General features: G+C 37.0%; 22 protein-coding genes. 8 read left to right on the top strand and 14 right to left on the bottom strand.

Translation table 11 applies throughout. The annotated features are described in order from the left end of the window. Window positions 1–86: 86 nt before the first annotated feature. The 6 genes from FN924_RS06415 to FN924_RS06390 form a co-directional block, all read right to left on the bottom strand. Window positions 87–983 carry an ROK family protein gene (locus FN924_RS06415; protein ID WP_143892794.1) on the bottom strand — a complete coding sequence of 299 codons (897 nt, stop codon included), beginning with the start codon at window positions 981–983 and terminating at the stop codon, window positions 87–89. Window positions 984–1,003: 20 nt separating this feature from the next. Then, window positions 1,004–2,440, bottom strand: a complete 1,437-nt coding sequence (locus FN924_RS06410; protein ID WP_143892793.1) for a 6-phospho-beta-glucosidase — start codon at window positions 2,438–2,440, stop codon at window positions 1,004–1,006. A gap of 68 nt (window positions 2,441–2,508) precedes the next feature. Next, window positions 2,509–3,135 carry a YesL family protein gene (locus FN924_RS06405; RefSeq protein ID WP_158633952.1) on the bottom strand — a complete coding sequence of 209 codons (627 nt, stop codon included), beginning with the start codon at window positions 3,133–3,135 and terminating at the stop codon, window positions 2,509–2,511. Between the two features lie 19 nt (window positions 3,136–3,154). Continuing rightward, on the bottom strand, window positions 3,155–4,039 hold the full coding sequence (locus FN924_RS06400; RefSeq protein WP_143892789.1) for a carbohydrate ABC transporter permease: 885 nt from the start codon (window positions 4,037–4,039) through the stop codon (window positions 3,155–3,157). After that, on the bottom strand, window positions 4,039–4,923 hold the full coding sequence (locus FN924_RS06395) for a carbohydrate ABC transporter permease (protein ID WP_143892787.1): 885 nt from the start codon (window positions 4,921–4,923) through the stop codon (window positions 4,039–4,041). The genes FN924_RS06400 and FN924_RS06395 overlap by 1 nt, the downstream gene beginning before the upstream one ends. Window positions 4,924–5,005: 82 nt before the next feature. After that, on the bottom strand, window positions 5,006–6,337 hold the full coding sequence (locus FN924_RS06390; RefSeq protein ID WP_143892785.1) for an ABC transporter substrate-binding protein: 1,332 nt from the start codon (window positions 6,335–6,337) through the stop codon (window positions 5,006–5,008). 233 nt (window positions 6,338–6,570) lie between these two features. On the opposite strand from FN924_RS06390, the gene FN924_RS06385 reads away from it, so the two are divergent. The 4 genes from FN924_RS06385 to FN924_RS06370 all read left to right on the top strand — a co-directional run bounded on the left by FN924_RS06385 (window position 6,571) and on the right by FN924_RS06370 (window position 12,381). Continuing rightward, entirely contained in the window at window positions 6,571–8,388 is a 1,818-nt protein-coding gene (locus FN924_RS06385) for a sensor histidine kinase (RefSeq protein ID WP_143892783.1), read from the top strand. Between the two features lie 2 nt (window positions 8,389–8,390). After that, a complete protein-coding gene (locus tag FN924_RS06380) occupies window positions 8,391–10,010 on the top strand; it encodes a response regulator (RefSeq protein WP_143892781.1) in 1,620 nt (539 codons plus the stop codon). 176 nt (window positions 10,011–10,186) lie between these two features. After that, the gene (locus FN924_RS06375) at window positions 10,187–11,686 is read left to right on the top strand and encodes a hypothetical protein (protein WP_143892779.1); all 1,500 of its coding nucleotides are present in this window, start codon (window positions 10,187–10,189) and stop codon (window positions 11,684–11,686) included. Window positions 11,687–11,691: 5 nt separating this feature from the next. Next, window positions 11,692–12,381 (top strand): ABC transporter ATP-binding protein, encoded by a 690-nt coding sequence (locus FN924_RS06370; protein WP_143892776.1) that lies wholly within the window; start codon window positions 11,692–11,694, stop codon window positions 12,379–12,381. Window positions 12,382–12,406: 25 nt separating this feature from the next. Here FN924_RS06370 and FN924_RS06365 read toward each other — a convergent pair whose 3' ends face one another. Genes FN924_RS06365 through FN924_RS06350 form a run of 5 tightly spaced genes read right to left on the bottom strand, consistent with a single transcriptional unit; the run spans window position 12,407 to window position 15,369 of the window. Next, window positions 12,407–13,213: an alpha/beta hydrolase gene (locus FN924_RS06365; protein WP_228409602.1), complete on the bottom strand. Its 807-nt coding sequence runs from the start codon at window positions 13,211–13,213 to the stop codon at window positions 12,407–12,409. A 14-nt stretch (window positions 13,214–13,227) separates the two neighbouring features. Beyond that, complete coding sequence (locus FN924_RS06360) at window positions 13,228–13,320, bottom strand: iron chelate uptake ABC transporter family permease subunit (protein WP_407692016.1); 93 nt, start codon at window positions 13,318–13,320, stop codon at window positions 13,228–13,230. 38 nt (window positions 13,321–13,358) lie between these two features. Continuing rightward, window positions 13,359–13,688 carry an NADPH-dependent FMN reductase gene (locus tag FN924_RS19700; protein ID WP_323368641.1) on the bottom strand — a complete coding sequence of 110 codons (330 nt, stop codon included), beginning with the start codon at window positions 13,686–13,688 and terminating at the stop codon, window positions 13,359–13,361. A gap of 29 nt (window positions 13,689–13,717) precedes the next feature. Continuing rightward, window positions 13,718–13,888, bottom strand: coding sequence for a hypothetical protein (locus FN924_RS19695; RefSeq protein ID WP_323368640.1), 171 nt, complete (start codon window positions 13,886–13,888; stop codon window positions 13,718–13,720). A gap of 23 nt (window positions 13,889–13,911) precedes the next feature. Beyond that, window positions 13,912–15,369: a protein adenylyltransferase SelO gene (locus tag FN924_RS06350; protein ID WP_407692008.1), complete on the bottom strand. Its 1,458-nt coding sequence runs from the start codon at window positions 15,367–15,369 to the stop codon at window positions 13,912–13,914. A gap of 146 nt (window positions 15,370–15,515) precedes the next feature. Between FN924_RS06350 and FN924_RS06345 the strand changes: the two genes are divergently transcribed. Beyond that, the gene (locus FN924_RS06345; protein WP_143892772.1) at window positions 15,516–16,238 is read left to right on the top strand and encodes a type 1 glutamine amidotransferase; all 723 of its coding nucleotides are present in this window, start codon (window positions 15,516–15,518) and stop codon (window positions 16,236–16,238) included. Between the two features lie 32 nt (window positions 16,239–16,270). On the opposite strand, the gene FN924_RS06340 is transcribed toward FN924_RS06345, so the two are convergent. Continuing rightward, complete coding sequence (locus tag FN924_RS06340) at window positions 16,271–17,128, bottom strand: dimethylarginine dimethylaminohydrolase family protein (protein ID WP_143892770.1); 858 nt, start codon at window positions 17,126–17,128, stop codon at window positions 16,271–16,273. 126 nt (window positions 17,129–17,254) lie between these two features. Between FN924_RS06340 and FN924_RS06335 the strand changes: the two genes are divergently transcribed. After that, a complete protein-coding gene (locus FN924_RS06335) occupies window positions 17,255–17,581 on the top strand; it encodes a sensor histidine kinase (protein ID WP_228409601.1) in 327 nt (108 codons plus the stop codon). Between the two features lie 52 nt (window positions 17,582–17,633). On the opposite strand, the gene FN924_RS19290 is transcribed toward FN924_RS06335, so the two are convergent. Both FN924_RS19290 and FN924_RS19285 read right to left on the bottom strand, forming a co-directional pair. Beyond that, window positions 17,634–18,149, bottom strand: a complete 516-nt coding sequence (locus tag FN924_RS19290; RefSeq protein ID WP_228409600.1) for a glycosyltransferase — start codon at window positions 18,147–18,149, stop codon at window positions 17,634–17,636. Window positions 18,150–18,338: 189 nt separating this feature from the next. Next, a complete protein-coding gene (locus FN924_RS19285; protein ID WP_228409599.1) occupies window positions 18,339–18,788 on the bottom strand; it encodes an MGDG synthase family glycosyltransferase in 450 nt (149 codons plus the stop codon). 159 nt (window positions 18,789–18,947) lie between these two features. On the opposite strand from FN924_RS19285, the gene FN924_RS06325 reads away from it, so the two are divergent. After that, on the top strand, window positions 18,948–20,342 hold the full coding sequence (locus FN924_RS06325) for an MFS transporter (protein ID WP_194709697.1): 1,395 nt from the start codon (window positions 18,948–18,950) through the stop codon (window positions 20,340–20,342). Between the two features lie 105 nt (window positions 20,343–20,447). Further along, on the top strand, window positions 20,448–22,289 hold the full coding sequence (locus FN924_RS06320) for an LTA synthase family protein (protein ID WP_228409598.1): 1,842 nt from the start codon (window positions 20,448–20,450) through the stop codon (window positions 22,287–22,289). Window positions 22,290–22,467: the final 178 nt, after the last annotated feature.

Raw genomic sequence — 22,467 nt, 5'->3', positions numbered from 1 at the left:
GTAGTTCCTTTTATAAAAGTAGTTCATCCAGCTCTACGATGCTAGGATGAACTACTTTTTTTCATTAATAGAAACTTGATTCCCTATTACGGTTTTGGAGACTGCTTGTTTAAAAAATGTTTTAATGCACCTAACATCCCAGCATCATTCTTATGCTTGCATCGTACGATTGGAGTACGAAAATTCTCCCAGAATTCCAGGGTCTCCAATTGCTTTTCTAGTCGCTCTAACAGATGTTCTTGTACGCTTACCCCACCACCTATCAGAATTTTCTCTGGGTTCAGGGTAACTGCCAAATTGTAAATACCGCAGCTAATGTAGGATAACCAGTCACTAATTAATGCATCCACGCTTTCGTCATGAAGAGCTTCCTGAAATATAACCTGTCCTTCTATTTTTGCATCAGAGTCGATACCTTTCCACTCCTTGTATGCTTCAATCAAGCTCTTGGTAGAACCATTATGGTGCCATATATCCTTTCCTTCACGATTCTTTTGGGTAACCATAAATCCGAACTCCCCACCTCTAAAGGAATGACCATGAACGATATCGCCGTTTAACACGATTCCTCCACCAATACCGGTTCCAATTGTGACACATATAAAGTTCTTACTATCTTGCGCGTTCCCATTTAACATTTCTGCTAAAGCGACACAATTCCCGTCATTCTCTATTTCAACTGGCAAGTCTACTCTATCTTGTAATATCGTTTTTAAATTTTTGCCTTCTAACGCAGTAACGCTACCTGCTGTTTCGGCATAGCCTGTTTCCGTATTAATAAACCCAGGCATACTGACTCCAATTCCCTTCACGTTGTGAACAGATTGGTAATGGGCAATCGTGGAAATCATGTCCGATAGGAATGCATGCAAATCCGTTGCTGATGTATCGTATTGACATTTTTCAAGCACCATTCCATCTTCCGTCAATAGGGAATGCTTTACCTTTGTCCCACCGATATCAAACGCAATAAACGTAGCCATATTATTCCCTCCTCCCCATTCTAGAAAGCTAAATCCTCTCCATTTGTGCGAATCACTTTTTGGTACCAATGGAACGACTTCTTCTTCCTTCTTTCTAATGTACCTGTGCCATCATTGTTGCGATCCACATATATAAATCCGTAGCGTTTTTTCATTTCACCTGTTGTAAAGGATACAACATCAATGCATCCCCACGCAGTATAGCCCATCACGTCCACGCCATCTATCTCGATTGCCTTCTTCATCTCTTTGATATGATTGGCTAAATAATCTATGCGATAGTCATCCTGTACAGATCCGTCCTCTTCGATGACATCGATTGCTCCAAAGCCATTTTCTACAATAAAAAGAGGAAGCTCATACCGCTCATATAACGTGACAAGTGTATATCTTAAGCCGACTGGGTCTATTTGCCATCCCCAATCACTCGCTTTCACATACGGGTTTGGAACCGAATGCTTAGACGCACCATCTGTTGATGTACTAGTATCTGTCTCGGCATCTGCTTTGACTGCGTTTGACATGTAATAGCTTAGTCCAATAAAATCAACGGTCCCTTCCAGTAAAATCTGGCTGTCCGCTTGTTCCATATGTATCTGGTATCCCTTACGCTCCCACTCTTTTAACACATAGCTCGGATAATAGCCTCGCACGTGGACATCTGGAAAAAAGAATCTCTCATGCATGGACTCTGTCGCAATCATGATATCATCAGGGTTACAAGAGTATGGATAGAAAGGTACAAATGCGATCATACACCCGATTTGAAAATCCGGATTGATTGCTTTTCTTTTTTTAACAATAAGTGCACTTGCTACTAATTCATGATGGGCAACCTGATACATCATTTCTTCTTTATTTTCATATTCGGAGAACCTGACCCCAGAACACGTCCATCCAAAAATATCGGATGACGTATTCGTTTGATTGTTAATTTCATTAAAGGTCATCCAATACTTTACTTTATCTTTGTACCTTTCCATTACCGTCACAGCATATCGAACGAATAAATCAACGACCTTTCGATTCGCAAATCCACCATACTCTTTCGCAAGGTGATAGGGCATTTCAAAATGACTCAGCGTGATGACCGGTTCTATCCCATGCTTTAACAATTCGTCGAATAGATCATCATAAAACTGCAATCCTTCTTCATTCGGCTCTTCTTCATCCCCTTTCGGAAAAATTCTTGTCCAATTGATACTAGTGCGAAAGCATTTAAACCCCATTTCGGCAAAAAGCGCAATATCTTGTTTATACTTCCCATAAAAATTAATGGCTTCATGATTCGGGTAGTATTCCCCTTCCAAAACTCCATCCGTAATTTTTCTTGGAACGCCCTTGGTCCCAGCCGTCATCACGTCAACAATACTCGGCCCTTTTCCTCCTTTATTCCAGCCACCTTCTAATTGATGCGCGGCAACCGCACCACCCCATAAAAACTGCTTTGGCGACATATATTCTCCTCCTTCAACTTCAGTTGTATCTACAAAGAGCTGCCAGATATGCTCTAACAGCTCTTATTTCACGCTGGATTATAGGTTAATTCTAGCTTTTTCAAAGCAATATTTACTCGATACATAGCAATAAAGCTAACAATACTACCAGAGAAAAACGGAATCGTAGCTGGAATATATACCATAACTTCATACATGAGCCAGATACTCGCCCCAATGATAACCATGGACAAAGGTGAGCTCACCCCTAAATGGATCGCATATTTAATCGATTGAATCACCGTTAATTCAAAATGGACAAACACCGGAAAAATTGTAAATAAAAGGACCAAATAAATGGCAGTTAACAAAAGTAATATTCCGGAAAGCATACTTGATATAGTCCCACTAAATTGGCCAATGAATAGAAAATCTAAATAAAGGAGACATCCACCGATGAAAAGTAAAATAAAAAGAAGGTTCGCTTTCCAATAGTCCTTTTTAAAAGCTTCCAAGAACGTTCTAAAAACGCGAATATCTTCATCGTGGTTTAACCATTTACGGATTACCGTAAACATGGAGGAAGTAGCAGGTCCAATTCCGAATAAAAGAAGACCAAGTAAACTAAATCCAAGCCAGAGTAAATTCACATACACAAGCCGCGTCACCCATTCACATATTCGATACAACCATCCCGTTCCACTTCCTATTAGCACGGCCATCTCCTCCTTTAACCTATCCTTTAATAGAACCAGCCATTAGCCCTTTGTTAATTTCATCTGTAAAGAATAAGTACATAATAATAGATGGGATTGCGATCAAAGACATAACTGCAAATTGTGCTCCGTAATTAGAAGAATACTGGCCGACAAACTGAATAATTGAAAACGGTAGTGTTTTGAACGTATCCTCCGTTATAAACGTGTAGGCCATAATAAATTCATTCCAGCAATTAATGAAGTTTACGACACTTATCGTAGCAATGGCTGGCTTTGTTATCGGAAAAATAACCTTAAATAATATTCGCCAAATGCCTGCACCATCCATAACTGCAGCTTCCTCAATTGAGCGTGGAATCGTCTCCATAAATCCGGTCACAATGAACATGCTAATCGGAATATTAAAAGCTGTATATGGTAAGATCAAAGCCCAATAACTATTTAACATTCCTACTTCATTAAAGATAATAAAATTCGGAAGTAGCGTAGCATGAATGGGAATCATCATTCCTAGTAAAATAATGTTTAAGAACAAGGCACTAAAACGCCATTTCATTCTAGTAAACGCATAGGCAAGTAAAATCGATACAAATGCAGTTAACGCGACAGATACGAATGTAACCAATACACTATTAAAGAAATAGGGGAGTACATTCCCTTGTGTAAATGCACTTATATAGGTTTCCCATTCTGGTGGAGATGGAATTTGTAAAATAGCATCACCAAAGAACTCCCCACTGTTAAGTAGCGAATAATCGAATAGCCATAGCAACGGAAACAACTGCAGGAACCCTACAATCGCCATGAAGATATAGAGTATTATTTTTCCTAGACTAAGAGATTTCTTTTCCTTCTTACGAATAACAGATATGTTCGGTGTTGTATTTAATTGCTTTTCCATTAATATTCACCAACATCTCTTTTTAAAAATTTGTTTAAAACAACTGTGATGATTAAAACAACAATGACAAATATGACGGATATCGCATTCCCATATCCATATTGAGCAGATGAGAAAGCAGTTTGATATAAATAGTTTCCTAAAAGTTGTGTACTATTTCCCGGACCACCATCTGTCATCAAGTACACCACTTCCATTTGCTTCAAACAAGATATAACTGCAATAATAATAGCAACACGCATCATGGGAGCAAGCAGTGGAATAACAACCTTCACATATAATTGGAATGGATTAGCTCCATCTATTTTTGCTGCTTCATAAAGTTCATCCGGAACGCCTTTTACCCCAGCATAATAAAGTAAAAACGCATATCCAAAGCCTTGCCACATTGTCACTACAATAATCGACCAGATAGCTAAATTAGGGTTTCCTAACCAATCCTGTGTCCAGGAGGATAACCCAATTGCTTCCAGAACATTGTTAAGCACTCCGTATTGCGGATTATAGATACTTGCCCACAGCTTTGCCGTTACAACAATGGATATAATTGCAGGAATAAATAACACTGTTCGTAAAACCTTTTCCCATCTTCCACAATGTGTAATGAGAATCGACAAGAAAATGGCAATCGGGTGTTGAATCACAATCGTTGCAACGGTTAGAAGAAGAGCGTTTATAAGAGAGGTTCTAAAGACTTCATCGTTCATAATAATAGTTTTAAAATTCTCAAACCCTATGAAATTGTAATCCCCTATACCGCCCCAGTCAGTAAATCCATAATAAATACTCATCCCAATTGGAAAAATAATCATCGAAATAAGGATGAGAAAGCCAGGTGCGACTAAGAAAAATATCGATCTTTTGCTGGACATCAATTGATTCATGACTAGCCCTCTTTTCCTTCCTAAATCTTCTGAATATGGAAGATGATGGGCACATGTGCACCATCACCTTCCGATTTCACTATTATTCAGATGCTTCGCGAGCTTTCTTTGCAGCAGCATCTAATTCTTCACCAAATTCTTTTGGAGTAATTTCTCCAGTGAATAGCTCTTGGTGCAACGTCATAATCGTTTCTTTAAATTCAGGAGTAGAATCATCTAAAATTGGCGTACCACTTGCAGATGTTACACTGTTAAAAATGTCCACCATCTCTTTTTGGAGCTGAGATTCCTCTCCAGTTAAGTAATCTTCAAAGTTCTGTGCAGGCATCCCTGCTCCACTTTGCCATACAAGTTTTGGCCAGTTATCTGGTTCAAAGAAATATTGAAGGAATTTTACAGCCTCCTCTTTATGTTCAGAGTTCTCAGATACGGCATAGCCCCCGCCTTGATAAATCACAAGATCACCAGCTTCTGCTTTATCTGAGACTGGGTAGTTAATAACGCCTACATTTTCTCTAAAGCTTTCAGGGAAGTTTTCATCTGTAGCTAATCCCATTTCCCATGCACCCATTAAGTACATGGCTGCTTTTTCTTGACCAAATAAGTTTCGTGCTGTTCCATAGTCTGCTGTTAAATAGCCATCCGCAAATACACCTTCATCAACCATTTTTTTCATTTTTTCTGCAGCATCGATGACAGCAGGGTCTGTATAGGAAGCGTCACCAGCTAGCGCATCATCCATTAAGTCAAAGCTTCCTGTTTCACGCTGTAACGTATAATCAAACCACATTGGGAATGTCCAGCCATCCATACCGTTAATCGCTACTGGATTAATACCAAGTTCACGGAATTTCTTAGATACCTCAATTAAATCCTTTTCTGTTTTCGGAGGCTCTAGGCCATTCTCTTCAAAAAGACGTTTGTTGTAGAAAAGCGGTAAAAAGTCTGTGTTTTTCGGAACACCGTACAACTTCCCATCTTTAGAAAAGCCATCAAAAGAGCCTTCAATAAATCCTTTATCTTCAAAATCAGCAGCATCCAATTCATGCAATAAGCCGTTGTCAATTAAAGGAGCAATGAAAGAAGACTGTCCCCACGCTTGAATAATATCTGGTAATTTATTCGTAGATGAATAGATTTTGATTTTGTCCTTATACGGTTCATCTTGAAGCGCTTCCACTTCAATTTTTACATTAGGGTTTTCTTCCATGTATGCATCGATGATTTGTTGCTCCACTCCACCCATTCCTGTTTCACGATCCGGAAGAGCAGTGAAAAAGCTTAACGTAACTTGTTCTCCATCTCCGGAACCTCCACTATTACTTTCTCCCTTAGAGCTTGAATCTTCACTACATGCGACTAAACTAATCGAGACAATAAAAGCGAATATCAGTAATAAAAATGATTTTTTCATCTTTCCCCCACCTTTTTTGTTTTTGTTTCGCTTTCCACTTATAAGTCTATGGATGGATTGATTTTAAAACAATGTAGCATTTTTTAGAAACCGTTTACATTTTTTATAGGATTTTTGAACTATCTATTTATTTTCTATAATTATAGTATACTAGCATCAGCAGAATGAAAGCGTTATCCTTTTAAGGTGACGTATTTTTGCGTGGTACCATATCGAGGAATGAGGCACACATAATGAAGAAAAGAAGAATCCTTACTTCTTATTTAGATCTACCTGTTCGATTCAAAATCTTACTCTGGTTTATTCCTTTATTATTAATTACCGTCGCTATTACAGGCTGGTATTCTTATTACACAGCCAAAAATCAAGTACTAGAAAAAATTAATCGAGCCCAGCTTGAATACACAAATCAAATCAGTAACCAATTAGATTACATTACAACCGATGCTGTTGACTTTACGAACTACTTATTTCTGCTGTCTAGTGTTCAACAGTTTTTAAATCCAATTACAGAGGATGACTCTATTTCAAGACGGAAGCAAATTAACGAAATAGTGTCTAGTCTTTTAGTGAATCAACGAGACTTTCAATCTCTCGTGTTATATGGATTTAATGAAGAGGTACCTCCACTAGCAATCAACCAAACTGGTGTGACAAGTGCAATGCCTTTCTCTGCGTTCCAACAAACAGAGCATTACAAACGCGCCATTGAACAAGCAGGTAATCCATCCTGGACGTTACTTATGAACGATGCTCCTCTGTTTGAAGGAGATAACCGAACCAAGATTATTTTAACAAGGGTGATTAAAAATTCTTATACACTGAAGGATTTAGGCATTGTAGTGATTGGAGTCAATGAAGAAACATTGCGGAGAAAATATACGAACGGATTAAGCAATAATGCCCAATTATTTATTGTTCATGAGGACAACAAAGTTATAACGTCCACCGATAGCAAATGGATTGGGGCACACATTGCTGATATCCCGTACTTTACCGAGAAGGCAAACAACTCCATTTCTGTAAGCAGCAATAAATGGATGTTAGCAAGCTCTAAATCAGAGAATGACTGGAATGTATTACTCCTACAACCGAGGAACGAGTTACTTACGGAGTTAAATACCATTAAAATATGGACACTTCTTGTAACCGCTTTATGCTTCTTTATGGGAGTGTGGTTCTCCTGGTATGTATCGTCCGTTATTACAAAGCCCTTAAAAAAACTAACCAAATCAATCTATCAGCTGCAAAAGGGAGATTTTACACAGCAAGTGTCCTTTCGAGGCAAGGATGAAGTCGGTGAATTGGGACGCGGCTATGATGTAATGGTCCAACAGATCAAACGACTGATAGACGATGTCTTTCGCACCCAACTAAGTCGAAAAGAAGCCGAATTAAAAACGTTACAAGCTCAGATTCACCCCCATTTTTTATACAATACACTCGACACCATCTTTTGGAAAGCACAGCAAAAGAATCAAAGGGACATCGCTGATTTGATTTACTCGCTGTCACAATTTTTTCGACTAAGCTTGAGTGATGGGAAAGAATTTGTAACCGTTGGACATGAACTACTGCTAATAGAAAATTACTTAATCATTCAAAAGAATCGATTTACCAATAAATTCACCTATGAAATCCAAGCAAACGAAGAGACAAAAGCAATTCCCATTCCTAAGCTATTAATTCAACCGCTTGTTGAAAATGCGGTTCTGCACGGCTTAGAGGGTATTGAGGATAATGGGTTCATTTATATTCAAATTGCTCAAGAGGAACATTTCTTAAACATTGAGGTCGTGGATAATGGTATCGGAATAGAATTACACAAGTTGAACCGTATAAATGAATACTTACAAGAAACTGACTTCGAAAGCATAGAGGTCCATAGGGAACAAGATCGTCCTGGGTATGCCCTCGTAAATATTATGGAACGACTTCGGATGAAATATGGACAACAGGCAAATATGCGAATTGAAAGTGACTATGGAATAGGTACGAAGGTAAGGATTCACATTCCTTTGAAATCAAGTAAGGAGAAAGGGCGTGAGTAAGAATGCTAAAGCTATTTATTGCAGAGGATGAGGATACAATTCGTAACGGAATTATTTCTTCTATTGACTGGAACATGCATGACATTACAATCTGTGGAGAAGCAGCTAATGGCGAAGAAGCATTGACCCTTTTAGACCATGTTCACCCGGATATCATTTTAACGGATATTCAAATGCCAAAAATAAACGGATTAGACTTTATACAACAAGCGAAAGGGAGAGGGCTCTCTTTTGAAGCAATTATTCTTACTGGTTATGAGGATTTTCAATATGCGAAGCAATCCATCCGCTTAAATGTGTTTGACTATATATTAAAGCCCGCTCTTCCTAGCAAAATTTTAGATGCCGTACTGCAAGCGAAACAACGAATCGATCAAGCAAGGCTAATGAATCAACAGCTTCATTTACTAGAAGAATATGCTGACAAGAACAATTACTTAGAAAAAGTAGAAAAGCTACATTATTGGTTCCATTTTCCTGATCAATCCAAGAACGAAGAGAAAAGGATAAGCGCGAAGCAGCTAAAGATGTGTATTCATCCTGAGGATTATTTACATGTAGGTATCATTCGATTCCCATCAAAAGCAATTTCCTATTATATAGATGATTATGAACTACTACGATTTGCAGCCATGAATGTCACGAACGAAACATTATCTTCTTTCTATTCAGGGAAGCTAGAAATTTTGTTTGATCACGAATTTCTTATTTGGGTAGGTAATATAGATTCTCATTATGATTCTAGCCATTTAATTCCCTATCTACAGCAATTAAAAGAAAATTACATGCGATATTTAAAATTACCTATTTATATAGGAATTGGTAGGGTGAAACCTTCCATCGAGTATGTACACGACAGCTACCATGAAGCAAAAAAGGCATTAGATGAACATTACTATTATAAGGAAAAGGATGCTTTCTTTTATTCGGAATTAGAAAGTCAGGAAAGAAAGCTTAGTTCTCATGATAAGAAACTATCTGATATAGAAAATGAACTTATCACATATATTTATCAAAAACAGTACGATGCAGCATTAGATAAACTAGAAATTTGGCTTACGTACTTAAAAGAAAACACCTCCTATCATAAAGATCAGATGAACGTAAAAGCCATGACATTAATTATTGAGATGCAGAAGTTTGTTCAAGGAACAACATTAACCAAAATTGAATGGGAAAATGACTTCATAAACTGGCTAGAACAAATGCCTACGATGAAAACCTTCGATGAAATGTCTACTATTCTTAAAAAAATATTCCAAAATTTGTTTGAGATCGTTACTGCAGAAAAACCAGTTCACCGCACAGTCCAACGAGCGCAAGCCATCATTGAGGGAAGATATACAGAAAATCTAACATTGGAATCTGTCGCGAATGAAGTATTTGTATCAAGTGCATACTTAAGTACATTATTTAAACAAGAGCTCGGAATTAATTTTTTAGATTATTTGCATCAATACCGGATTACACAAGCAAAGATACTGTTGACTCAGCATTATAAAATATATGAGGTTGCTAATAAAACAGGCTATAAAGATGAAAGACATTTTAGTAGCACATTTAAAAAATGGACAGGAATGACGCCTTCGAATTTTCAAAAAGAGAGTAAAATTTCTAGTTAAGAACGGAGAAATATTCCCATTAAAAACCAATGAAATTGTTAATTTCATTGGTTTTGTAGCTCTGCATTATTTATTATAGTAATTTATACCTATTTTTCCATTTATTTGTTAAAATACTCCATATCCTCTAGTATGATAACTGTAACGTAACAAATCTTTTAAAAGGGATTTTTTTAATGAAAATGATTCTGGCTTACTTAGGCGTAAAAGTAAAAGACTATGTAAATCATTCCACAAGTTATAATACGAGAAAATTTTTTCTCTATATATTGTTTTGGTTTCTCCTTACAACGATAGGCGCTATTTCCATTTATTTTATTTTCCATGCCTATTCTGTAGTCATGCTTTTTTTATCTTGTATCTCGTTCATGTTATTAGATACGTACAAGAGCTTGATTCGTTTACTGGATAGCGGGGACCGAAAACTTTTGGACATATTAGGTTACTCTAAAAACCAATATGCTATGGCAAAAGAATTAAGTAGAAAGATTTTCATCCTTTTCTTTAGTATTTGGACTAACTTAATTCTAGCCATTTGCTACTTCATTTTCGAAAACATTCTTTTCGGTCTTATTTATATGATGCTTACATTCATATCCTTTTATTTATCTCTAGTTCTAAGGATTAAAATTATTGAGTTATATCTTTATAAGATTCGATTCCTTACGCGCCGTTTTTTATTTTTATCCAATATTGATTTCTTAGTTCCAATTCTAACTGGATTAATCTTATATGTATATTTCAAAAATATGTACAGAGAGCTTTCCCTTACATTATTTGATTTCACGATTTTAATGTTCTTCAGTAGCCTATTCTTTTTCTTTATTATTGGATTTATCATTCATAGGATATTAAGAAAATGTAAAAAAAGATTCCTTGCAACTGGAGTTTATGAATTTTTCTCGCTTTCGTTTTCAGCACAAGATTCGAAAGAAAAACATAGATCTAGCAAATTGTATCCACGTTTACTTCAGCAAGAATGGTTGATTTTTCGCAAAAATCTGCCAGTTAACATTCATCTATTATTTTTGATCAATATTACACCATTGATTATTTTTTATTCTATTTTATTTTACCTAAATAATAACCCAGAGCTATTATCTAAATATTTAGCCATTTTATTTCTTCTCTATTCCCCATTTATTTTTTTCTTACAAACTACTTTGTCTTTTTCTTCAATTGATTTAGATGGGGAAACCATGATTCATTTTGGATACATTAAAAAATTTATAAAGTGGAAAGTATTATTTCGAACACTGACTTCGTTACTATTGAATAATCTGTTTGGTGCCATTCTTAGCTGTTCAATTATTTTGTTCTTAGATGTTTCCGTTCGTTTCCATATTACATTTATAATTGCCTTATTCACGTTTGCGCTAGTAGTTTCACCTGCTGGGCCATTAAGTACCGCCTTATTTCCAAATTATAAGTGGGAACAGATTACTGACATCCCTACAACGTATGCATCTATTATAAACAACATTGTGATAAGTAGTATTGGCCTTATAAATGCAGCGTTCGTTTGGGCTGCTTTGTATACAAGTCCAACATTTATATTATGGATGGTAATTTTTAACTGCACGGTTTGCTTCTTTCTAATCATGTATGCAGGTTATTTTACGAAGAAAAGATTATTTTATTCAAAAGCTTCAAAATCAAAATTATTTATGGAGTGACGGCCATGATTACTTTAAATGGGGTAAATAAAATCTACGGCAATGACGTAAAAGCATTAAATAATATTGACTTACAACTAAGAAAGAATAAAGTCATTGGTTTAATAGGAAAAAATGGTGCTGGGAAAACAACACTAATTGAAACAATAATAGGTTTATTAGAACCCTCATCTGGTGATATTTCCTATACTAATTTATCAAAAGACAATATTGGCTATTTACCTGATGAACCTGTTTTTATTAATCATGTATCTGTACTTGAGATGCTTCATTACATAAATCTCGTTCGAAGGTTGGGGTTAACTAAAGAAGAACTAATCAATAGGTTGCAAGAGGTTGACTTAGCGGAGGTAAAAGATAAACCTACGGAAAATTTATCAAGAGGAATGAGACAAAGACTAGCTTATGTTGTCGCTACGTTGCACAAACCAAATGTTTTGTTATTGGATGAGCCATTTACAGGGTTAGACCCTGTTCATCTAGAGATGATGAAAAAGCACTTAATCGAGTATTCCATTGATAGATGTATCGTATTTTCCACACATATTTTTGCTTTTGCATCACAATTATGTAATGAATTTGTTTTACTAGATGAAGGGAAAATAAAAGAGATAATTACACTAAAAGAAGGAGAAAAATGGAGGGAAGATGACTTACAAACAGCATTCCAAACATTTATTGATTCATCATCTTAACTGCCATCCCCCACTTTTGGTCAGTCTACAACTTCCAATCATCTGAACAAAACCGGATTGCTTTATTTATAAGAGGAAGCACGACAGATATATGATTTTCATCCGGGAATTCGTAAGCTTCTACTCGTGCATGCTTTAGCTGCTGTAGTCTTTGTGCTAATTCCCGAGCATTCATAAGCATCTTGCTATGATGCTCACCCTCCAGTTCTCCAGCACCAATTAATATCGATACTTTTTCATCACAATTGTTTTGGATGAAGTGTTCTTCCTCTTGACTTAACTTTACTTGATTCCAGTGAATGGAGGGACTACCTGCAATATAGGTTTGGAAAAGACTCGTTTGCGTGAATAAGGCATGTAAAACGAATAGACCACCCAGAGAATGACCGAAAATAGCTTGTTTCTCTGAATCGATTGCCAGCTCTCTTTCTATTTTTGGCTTCAATTCTTCTTGTAAAAACATCAAAAATTCATTTGCACCACCCTGCTCGTCGTCCATTTTACGTGTAAACTTAGAAGATACCTGATCTTCAGCTGGTGCGACTGTATAATCATAAAATCGGTTTTTATCAAATGGTTCCTCTGAATCATATCCAATTCCTACAACAACAGTTGGGACTACTCCAGTTTTATCGGAACGCCGAGACTGAAGACGAATAGCATCTGTAACCGTAGTAAAAAAAGCATTTCCGTCTAAAACATACAGGATGGGAAATCCCGAGGCAGGAGCTTCTTGTTGTGGTCTATACACCATTATTCGATAACGACGATTATGTTTAGATGTCATGAAAAACTGTTCCGTTCCTTGCACATGTACCTTTGTTTTTTGCATTTTCCTTCCTCCAATCAAGCTTTTCCTGTACATAACAAATAAATAAAATATGGAACCCCGATGATTGCGATGACGATTCCAACAGGTAATTCAATATCGCCGAAAATAATAGGAGCCTTTTTGAAAGCTCCTATTTTTGCAATCTTTACTTATGAGCCAACTCCAGCATTTCCTCTGCTAGGTTCCTTAATCGCTCTAGAGCACTCGAATCCACAATATCATTCTCTTCATCGTAAGCATCATTATGAATAAATACGTTGGTCGTTGGAACGAGCCCTTTTAAATAAGAGAGGATTGGTTTTAACTGATATTCGGCTACAAGAAAATGTTTTTCGACATGACCGTGTGTAATAATACCCGTGATCTTTCCCTTCAATGCATTCATTTGTAAATGGTCCAACAAATTTTTTAATGCACCTGTAAAAGAAGCTTGGTATATTGGTGTTGCAAACACAATTAAATCAGCGGATTCCACTTTCTTTCACGACATCCCATGTGTCGGAATTATAATAAGCTGTTGGCTCCCCGCGGACCCATTTCTACATCATAGTCACGTAAATCTAATAGCTCTGTTTCCAAGGTAGCGTTTATCTCCTTGACTGCTGTTAAAAAATGATAAACCGCCATATTTGTTTTCCAACCGGCCAACGACCCTGCTACTCCAAGTATCTTCAAGATGGTTCCTCTCCCTTCTTTACTTAAGTTCCACAAAATGTTTGATAGGAAGGATCCGGTGTATCAGGTGCCTTACAATAGTTTTCGTGCACCTCGTCATGTGCGTACGGATTCTGTAAGACATCCAGTAATGCCGAGACTACATCCATGTCCCCATTTCCTGCGGCATCTAACGCTTCTTCTACTCGATGATTTCTTGGAATGACAGCTGGATTGTGCTGTCGCATCCGTTCATGAACATCCTCATTGTTCTCTTTTTGCTTGTTTAATCGGTCTTCCCATTTGTGTCTCCATTGTTTAAAGGCCTCCGCTTGAAACAGAGGCTGCTCCTGTTTATCCGGAAAAGTTAGGGCCCGAAACGTATTCGTATAGTCCGCTTTATTTGCTTCCATCAGGCTTAATAATTCTTCTACAAGCTCTTTATCCCCTTCTTTGTTGTGGAAAAGACCCAGCTTTGCCCTCATTCCATTTAGCCAGTGTTCTTCGTACACATCAATAAAAGCAGTCACTTCCTTATTCGCAATCTCAATTGCTTTGTCTTGCACTGGATGAAGAAGTGGTAACAAAGCCTCCGCAAATCGCGCTAAATTCCATCCCGCGATATAGGGCTGGTTTTGATATTGATAGCGCCCTTGAACATCAATCGAACTAAAGACCGTTTCCGGATGATAGACGTCCATAAATGCACATGGACCATAGTCTATCGTTTCCCCACTAATTGTCATATTGTCTGTATTCATCACACCGTGGATGAATCCTACTAATTGCCACTTCGCAATTAGTCCCGCTTGTTTTCGGATGACAGCTCGCAAAAATTCCACATATCGGTTATCGGTATCCGGAAGCTCGGGATAATGTCGCTGAATCGCATAGTCAGCCAATGCTTGAAGATCTTCAGGTGTTCCCCACTTTCTTGCATACTGAAACGTTCCGACACGAAGATGACTTGCCGCAATTCGAGTTAAAATAGCGCCTGGAAGCTCTGTTTCTCGGTAAATAGGCTCCCCTGTTGATATAACAGCAAGACTTCGTGTAGTAGGAATCCCCAGGGCATGCATGGCCTCGCTAATCATGTACTCCCGTAGCATTGGTCCTAATGCTGCGCGGCCATCTCCTCCTCTTGAATAAGGAGTTCTCCCAGCTCCTTTTAGTTGTATGTCCTTTCGTTCTCCCTTAGGAGTAATTTGTTCCCCAAGTAAAACTGCGCGGCCATCCCCAAGCATAGTAAAGTTTCCGAACTGATGCCCTGCATAGGCTTGAGCTAACGGTTTCGATCCTTCAGGAATTTGATTACCTGCTAGCACTTTCACTCCTTTCTCATCCTTTAAGGTATCTGGGTCTAATCCAAGTTGTTGTGCTAGTTTATCATTGAATAGTACCATCTCCGGTGAGGCTACTGGTGTTGGATCCTGTAACGTAAAAAATGTTTCTGGAAGTTCTGTATAGCTATTTTTTAATGTGAATATTTCTCTTTCCATCATAAAGACACCTTCTCTTTGTTAATGGGTTTAGTGTCTGCTTCTTGCTAGCAGCTATTCCAATTTTCCGATTTACCTCTCCTAAAAAATTATAATGGATATCCAGTGGAGTTTGTAATAAAATGACTGCAAGGTGAGGAGTGAGAGGAATGAGAATACACGTATTTCAACATGATCCAATCGTAGGTTATGCAAATATCGCAAGTTGGGCGCAACAGCATCATGCAACGTTAACGACGACAAGAGTCGATATGACGCAAGTATTCCCTGCGTTAGATAGCTATGATCTCTTGATTGTTCTAGGCGGACGAATGGGTGCCTATGAAGAGGATACATATCCTTGGCTTAAAATCGAGAAGGAATATATACGGCAGGCAGTAAAAGCGGACAAATTTGTATTAGGGATTTGTTTAGGTAGCCAGTTAGTTGCAAGTGCATTAGGAGGAAAAGCGTATCAGCATACTCAAGTTGAGGTTGGCTGGCATACCGTTCGTTTTAATGAAGTAGCTAGAAAACATCCGCTTCTTAGAAGTATTCCAGAGGAAGGTCGATTCTTTGAATTTCACTTTGACACGTTCCAGCTACCTGAACATGCTTGTTTACTAGGGACTAGTGCTTGCGCGAATCAAGCATATGCGATTGGAAATCGAACATTAGCGATACAATTCCACCCGGAGTTTGATGAAGAAGCGATTGATTATATTGTAAATACGAACTATCCACATTCAGTGAACAGCCCATATTTACAGCCTTTAACAGAATTAAAGAATACAGCAAATCATGACGAAAGTCGCACCTTTATCTTTCATGTATTGGATAACTTTCAAGAAGAGATCACGAAGAGTAAACTTGATTTAAAGCCAAATCCTTAAAGGTTTGGCTTTATGATATAGTTTTATTTTTATTATCCTTGTCCTACTTCACGTAATATTGGCATCGTAGAGCATCTGAATGATCCACCGGACTTGATAATCTCCGAATACTCCACCTCAATCACTTCAAATCCCTTTTCACGCATGTTTTGATTGACTTTTTGATTCCCAGGTAGACTAATTACTTTTTTATTTCCAATACTTAATACATTCGTACCTAATGTAAACTGCTCCTCCTCCGTTACTTCAATTAGCTCGTATCTAGAAGAGAAAAGTTCTATATCTTCCTGTGTAAGTGCTTCTGGATAAATGATCGCAACCTCCGGTGACAATACATTAAATACACAGTCTAAATGCAAATATTTTTCTGTGAACGGAATCGCTTTGACGTCATATTTATCCCCTAACACCCTTTTCACATGTTCTACTGCGTCTTTATTTGTGCGATTACTTAAACCGATATAAATCGTATCTTGATCAATAATGACGTCGCCACCTTCAATGTCTTCACCAATAATGTTGTAATAAGATAATCCTTCATCCTCTAACCATAATTTCAATACATTCTCTTCTCCCCTACGGAGTTGGTTTGCCATACTCGCTACAAACATGATATGTCCGAGGGAAAATCCAATATCTCTAGTGAAGACTTGCTCGGGGTATTTCTTGTGATAAGGGAGTAAGATGGTTTCTATCCCATGTTTGTTTAATTCACTTACAAATGCCTGGTGTTGCTCTAATGCTCGTTGTATATGTATTCCTTCGTCTTTAAATTTCTTTTGTGTTTCATTGATTACATCACGAATGGTCATGTATTGTGGTTGGCATAATATAACTCTTTTTAATACGTCGTATTCACTATGACAGCTTGTTATGTGGTTAATATCCATGTAAAGGCTCCTCCAATAAGTAAGATATAAAAATTTAATAAAACAAGAATGCAACAAAAGGATTTGTCAATGATTTATTGTGCCTAAAAAAAATTTAAAAATTCAAATCTACTTAAATCCAATATTTTGATTCATCAAGTATGGGTCAACCGTTTAGACAATGCAATCAAACACATAGCTAACAACGGCACACTAAAGATTCGACTATGCAAAGTAGGCCGAGATGCGATTTTTCGACTTGAAGATAGCGGTTCTGGTATGAGCGACGAGACAATGGCTCATATGTTTGACAAGTTTTATCAAGGAGACACTTCCCATTCAATGGCTGGTAATGGTCTAGGACTAACTTTAGTCCATAAAATCATCGACCTCTGTGGAGGTAACATTGAGGTTCAAATTGAGCTTGGAAGAGGCAGTATCTTTACTATAAAGCTACCATTGACTAATAAATAAAAGATAAAAAAAAAAGCCGTAACTCCATATAGGACGAGTTACGGCTTTGGTATTAATTAAAGGAATTAACGACTTTCAAGTCCACTTCTTCTTTCTTATCACTCACTCGAGTATGAAGAAGGAATGTTAGTATATCTTCTGCTGCATCCCCATTAATAAATTCACGCTGAGATTGCTTAATCATGTTTAATTTCTCATAATTATTAGCCAATAGTTCCCCAATGATGGAACTAATATCATGTACATCTCTACAAATGACTCCTAGGTTTGCCCTTTCAGCAAATAAGGGGTTGTCTTCTTCCTGGCCAGGTAAAGCACCAGTTATCACTAATGGTGTGTTAGCTGCAACAGCTTCATACATAACATTCGGGCTACCTCTTGTAAAGGCAATATCGGCTTCTAGCATCAGTTCATGAATTTTATTCGTAAACCCGTAAATCTGAACTTTATCCCCATATTTACCTATCAAAGATTCTTCAAGCTTCGCTTTTAGTTTTTGATTTCTACCAGCGATAATTTTGACTTTACAATCAAAGTTATCTAGCAAATGTTCGGCAATCGTATTCATGTTGCCGACCCCTTCTCCGCCACTCATAATCAAACAATTAAGCGATGGGCGTTGGTCCTTACCTTCCAAGACCTTTTGCGTTTCAGAAAAAAATCTCGATCGGACAGGAAAACCTAACACTTTTATTTTTTCTTCAGGAATCCCATAATGCAAACATTTTTCCTTTGCTTCCATAGTGGGACTTAGAATTTAATCCACTCTAGGATCTGCCCAGAGCGGATAGATGTTTACTAGGTCTGCGATAAGCGTATAAAATGGAATCTGTATTTTATGTTTTTCTAAAATGTTCAATACAGAACCATTAAAGTTAGGATGGACAGACAAGATTAAATCTGGTTGAACCTTATCTATTAACTTTAAAAAGTTTTTTTGAATTAATTTCTCGATTAGTTTATTTACCAATGGCGCTTTTAAAGCAGACATATTCCAAATGAATTTCCACAAACCTTCAGAATATCTTGTAATAGGGCCATACGACTTCCCAATTCCAAATAGCAATTTTCCACCAAGAGAGAATCCGTCCACTACCTCTACTAAAACATTATCATCTATATGTACTTTTTCACAGATTGCTTCTGTAATACTCTTATGTCCATGTCCAGTATTGTCAGAAGATATAACGAGTATCTTTTTCTGCATATAATAATCAACCCTTCTTTTACAAATACTTACCAAGTATAACAAATCTGTATTAAGTATTGGGTAAAGTTTTGTAAATAATCAATTTCATATATTTACACTATCTATTGTGATAAAATAATATGGTTGAAGACTTAGGAAACTAAAAGGAGCTTCCTTGTGAAACTTTCTACCTTCCAAATATACTATACCATATTTGTTTTTATTGCTCTTGCTGCTTTTGAACATATCATAATTGGACTTTTCCCTCCACTATTTCCATACATTGCTGAAGATCTATCTATTAATGTAGGAAATCTTGGGTTTATCTCCGGGATGAATATATTAGTAACAGCAATTTCTTCTATTTATTGGGGGTACCTGTCCGGCAAACATAAGCGAAAGAGATTAATCATTATTGGAACCCTAATTTGGGTAGGTTCCATTTTCTTAACTGCAATTAGTCGTAGCTTTGTAGAATTACTTTTCTATCAGATTTTAACCGGAATTGGTCTTGGTTGTATGGCTTCCATTGGGTTCAGCGTTCTAACGGATTACATCCCTTATCGAAAACGCGGACTCATTCTAAGCTTATGGGGAATGGCTCAAGGCCTTGGCGGAATTGTTGGTTCTATGATGGCTTCCTTAACAACGACTAGTTCCGGCTGGAGATGGTCCTTTGAATTAGTTGGTATGATTGGGTTAGCTCTCATCTTTTTATATGTGTTTATTACAGAGCCAAACCGTGGTGCTTCTGATCCAGAATTAAACGAAATGGAGAGTAGTAATCAGACATATGACTATGTCATTGAAGCAAAACACTTAAAAGCAATTCTGTTAAAAGGCAGTAATGTGTATTTGTACTTCCAAGCTCTCTTTATGAATATCGCAACAGGGAGCCTTATTTGGATTCCGACCTTATATACCTATAAAATCATTCAACAAGGGTATGACATGGATACAGCCGTTATTGCGTCCGGATTTTTGTATGCTATTTTTCAAATTGGTGGAATGGCGTCTGTCTATTTAGGACATCTTGGGGATCGCGTTCAAAGAAAAAGCTTCAAAGGCAGAGCTTATATAACAGCTTTCTTTGTTTTCTTTACTTTGCCTTTATACATTTGCTTTTTTGCTATTCCAATGACCAATCTATCCTTACCAAATGACGGGAGCGCTGTGGACATTGTAGTCAGCCTTATCCAACAAATCTTTTTAAACCCATGGGTTGCTTTGTTATTTTTATTATCTTTTGTTGCCTCTGCATTTCAATCAGCAAATACTCCGAATTGGCTGGCACTAATAACAGATGTGAACCTTCCTGAGCATAGAGGAACAGCATTTAGTATTGCTAATCTTTTCAATAGTATCGGAAGAACCATAGGGAATGTAGCTGTTGGGATTATTTTAGGGATTATTGGAACACAGTTTACGGAGCCGCATAACTATATAATTACCTTATGCGTCTTACAACTTTTCTTAATTCCTTCTGCCATTTGCTATGTGAAAATGGCTAACAATAATGTAACAGATATCAAGCACGTTAAACGTACATTAACGAAGCGTGGAAACAAATAATTATGATCGATTATGAAACAAAATGCAGACAAAATTCGTCATGTATAGTAAAGCTTTTTTAGATGGGGCAGATTAATATGATTATTCATTTGTGGGGGAATAGATATGATGAAAAAAATCATCCACTTACCTATATATATCCTTGCTAGTATTCTCTTCGGATTTAAAACGCTCCTCGTTTATTCGTTGGTATTTGATATGTCGATAGATAATCCGATGCAAGCCATTCTATTTGTCCTTAATCCATTTATTTCAGCGTTTTTATTTTTTGGATTAAGTATTTGGTTTAAAGGGATTTATCAAAAACTTTTCGTTAGTATTGGAGCACTATTAGGCACAATCATAATTTGGGCCAATACGATGTTTTATCGAGATTTCACGGATTTCATTACAATTCCAGTAATGTTCCAAGCTAATAACGCAGGAGATGTAACAAATAGCATATTTAGCTTGCTTCACCCATCAGATCCATTATTACTAATTGACGTTATCCTTATCATGATCATCAGTTTTAAACGAGATACAATAACCTATGTCCCAAAGAAAAAAAGATCTATTTTAGCTTTATCTGTTGTCATGCTCGTTGCTAACTTATTACTGGCAGAAGTAGGACGACCGAACTTATATACGAATGTGTTTGATCGAGAAGACTTTGTTAAAAATATTGGTCTGTTTAATTACCATGTGTATGATATTGCACAACAAGCTTTCTCTACTTCTCAAAGAGCTTTTGCAGATGAAAGCAAAATCTCAGAAATCAGTGACTATGTAAATCAAAACGTGAAAAGTAAGGATCAATCGGAGCTTTTTGGAATTGCGAAGGATCGTAACCTTATTTTTATTTCATTAGAATCGATACAAAGCTTCGTGATTAACAATACAGTGAACGGCGAAGAAATCACACCGTTTTTGAATGACTTGGTTGGCGAAAGCTATTATTTCGAAAACTTTTATCATCAAGTGGCACAAGGGAAAACATCTGATTCGGAATTCCTTGTAGAAAACTCGTTATATCCTCTACCGAGCGGCGCTGTTTTCTTTGTTCGAGGACAAAATGAATATAACGCAATGCCAGAAATCTTAAATCAACAAGGGTATTATTCTTCCGTCTTCCATGCGAATAATAAAAGCTTTTGGAATCGGAACATTATGTACGATGCATTAGGCTATAAGAAATTTTTTGATGAAACGGCCTATCAGATTACGGAAGAAAATTCTGTAGGATGGGGATTAAAGGATAAGTCATTTTTCACACAGTCCATCAAATACTTACAAGAGCTACCTAAACCGTTCTATACAAAGTTCATTACACTAACGAATCATCATCCTTACGAATTAGGAGAAGAGGATGCATCGATTGAACCGTATGACTCAGAGTCTACGACACTTAATCATTATTTCCAAACCGTCCGCTATACGGACGAAGCTATCGAACAGTTCTTTGAGCAATTAAAACAATCCGGACTATACGATAATTCGGTTATTGTTTTAATGGGAGATCATTACGGAATTAGTGAATATGAAAATAAAGCACTCGGTCAATATTTAGGAAAAGAGATTACCGCTTATGATCATTTGCAGTTACAGCGTGTCCCATTCTTCATTCACATTCCTGGCGAAGAAGGCAAAGTTATGTCAGAACTTGCTGGTCAAATTGATGTCAAACCTACTCTCTTGCATCTACTCGGTATAGATACTTCTAATGACATTGGATTTGGTACGGATTTGTTTGCGGATGATCGAAAAGAATTTATCACTTTCCGGGATGGTAGCTTTATAAGTGATGACTACGCATATACGAAAGAAACGTGCTATGATAGAGATTCAAAAAGCCCTCTAGAAGACAATACGGCATGTGAACCGATAAAAGAAAAGGTCATGCAAGAATTGAATTATTCAGATGAGATTGTTTATGGGGATTTGTTCCGGTTTTATGATTTTGAATGATGAGTTGTTGAATAGGAAAATGCCTGATAACGGTTGTTATCAGGCATTTTCTTTTATGCTTTCAATTGAGCTCAACCGGTGATTTCCAGTTAGGCATGCGGATCTGGTTCATTAGACTACAATTGACAATCAAAAGGTCTAACTTTCTCAGAGTGAATATACAAAGTGGTAGAACGAA

The sequence above is a fragment of the Radiobacillus deserti genome (assembly GCF_007301515.1).
Taxonomy (GTDB): domain Bacteria; phylum Bacillota; class Bacilli; order Bacillales; family Amphibacillaceae; genus Radiobacillus; species Radiobacillus deserti.
Note: the sequence above shows the minus strand (reverse complement) of the source record. Positions and strands in the feature narration are given on the sequence as shown.

Coding starts and splice junctions, on each gene's coding strand:
- FN924_RS06400 (WP_143892789.1), bottom strand. CDS start 4,039: ATGGAAAAGCAATTAAATACAACACCGAACATATCTGTTATTCGTAAG.
- FN924_RS06340 (WP_143892770.1), bottom strand. CDS start 17,128: ATGGATATTAACCACATAACAAGCTGTCATAGTGAATACGACGTATTA.
- FN924_RS19285 (WP_228409599.1), bottom strand. CDS start 18,788: ATGCAGAAAAAGATACTCGTTATATCTTCTGACAATACTGGACATGGA.
- FN924_RS06390 (WP_143892785.1), bottom strand. CDS start 6,337: ATGAAAAAATCATTTTTATTACTGATATTCGCTTTTATTGTCTCGATT.
- FN924_RS06375 (WP_143892779.1), top strand. CDS start 10,187: ATGAAAATGATTCTGGCTTACTTAGGCGTAAAAGTAAAAGACTATGTA.
- FN924_RS06385 (WP_143892783.1), top strand. CDS start 6,571: ATGAAGAAAAGAAGAATCCTTACTTCTTATTTAGATCTACCTGTTCGA.
- FN924_RS06410 (WP_143892793.1), bottom strand. CDS start 2,440: ATGTCGCCAAAGCAGTTTTTATGGGGTGGTGCGGTTGCCGCGCATCAA.
- FN924_RS06365 (WP_228409602.1), bottom strand. CDS start 13,213: ATGCAAAAAACAAAGGTACATGTGCAAGGAACGGAACAGTTTTTCATG.
- FN924_RS19290 (WP_228409600.1), bottom strand. CDS start 18,149: ATGAATACGATTGCCGAACATTTGCTAGATAACTTTGATTGTAAAGTC.
- FN924_RS06320 (WP_228409598.1), top strand. CDS start 20,448: ATGATGAAAAAAATCATCCACTTACCTATATATATCCTTGCTAGTATT.
- FN924_RS06395 (WP_143892787.1), bottom strand. CDS start 4,923: ATGAATCAATTGATGTCCAGCAAAAGATCGATATTTTTCTTAGTCGCA.
- FN924_RS06350 (WP_407692008.1), bottom strand. CDS start 15,369: ATGATGGAAAGAGAAATATTCACATTAAAAAATAGCTATACAGAACTT.
- FN924_RS06345 (WP_143892772.1), top strand. CDS start 15,516: ATGAGAATACACGTATTTCAACATGATCCAATCGTAGGTTATGCAAAT.
- FN924_RS06415 (WP_143892794.1), bottom strand. CDS start 983: ATGGCTACGTTTATTGCGTTTGATATCGGTGGGACAAAGGTAAAGCAT.
- FN924_RS06380 (WP_143892781.1), top strand. CDS start 8,391: ATGCTAAAGCTATTTATTGCAGAGGATGAGGATACAATTCGTAACGGA.
- FN924_RS06370 (WP_143892776.1), top strand. CDS start 11,692: ATGATTACTTTAAATGGGGTAAATAAAATCTACGGCAATGACGTAAAA.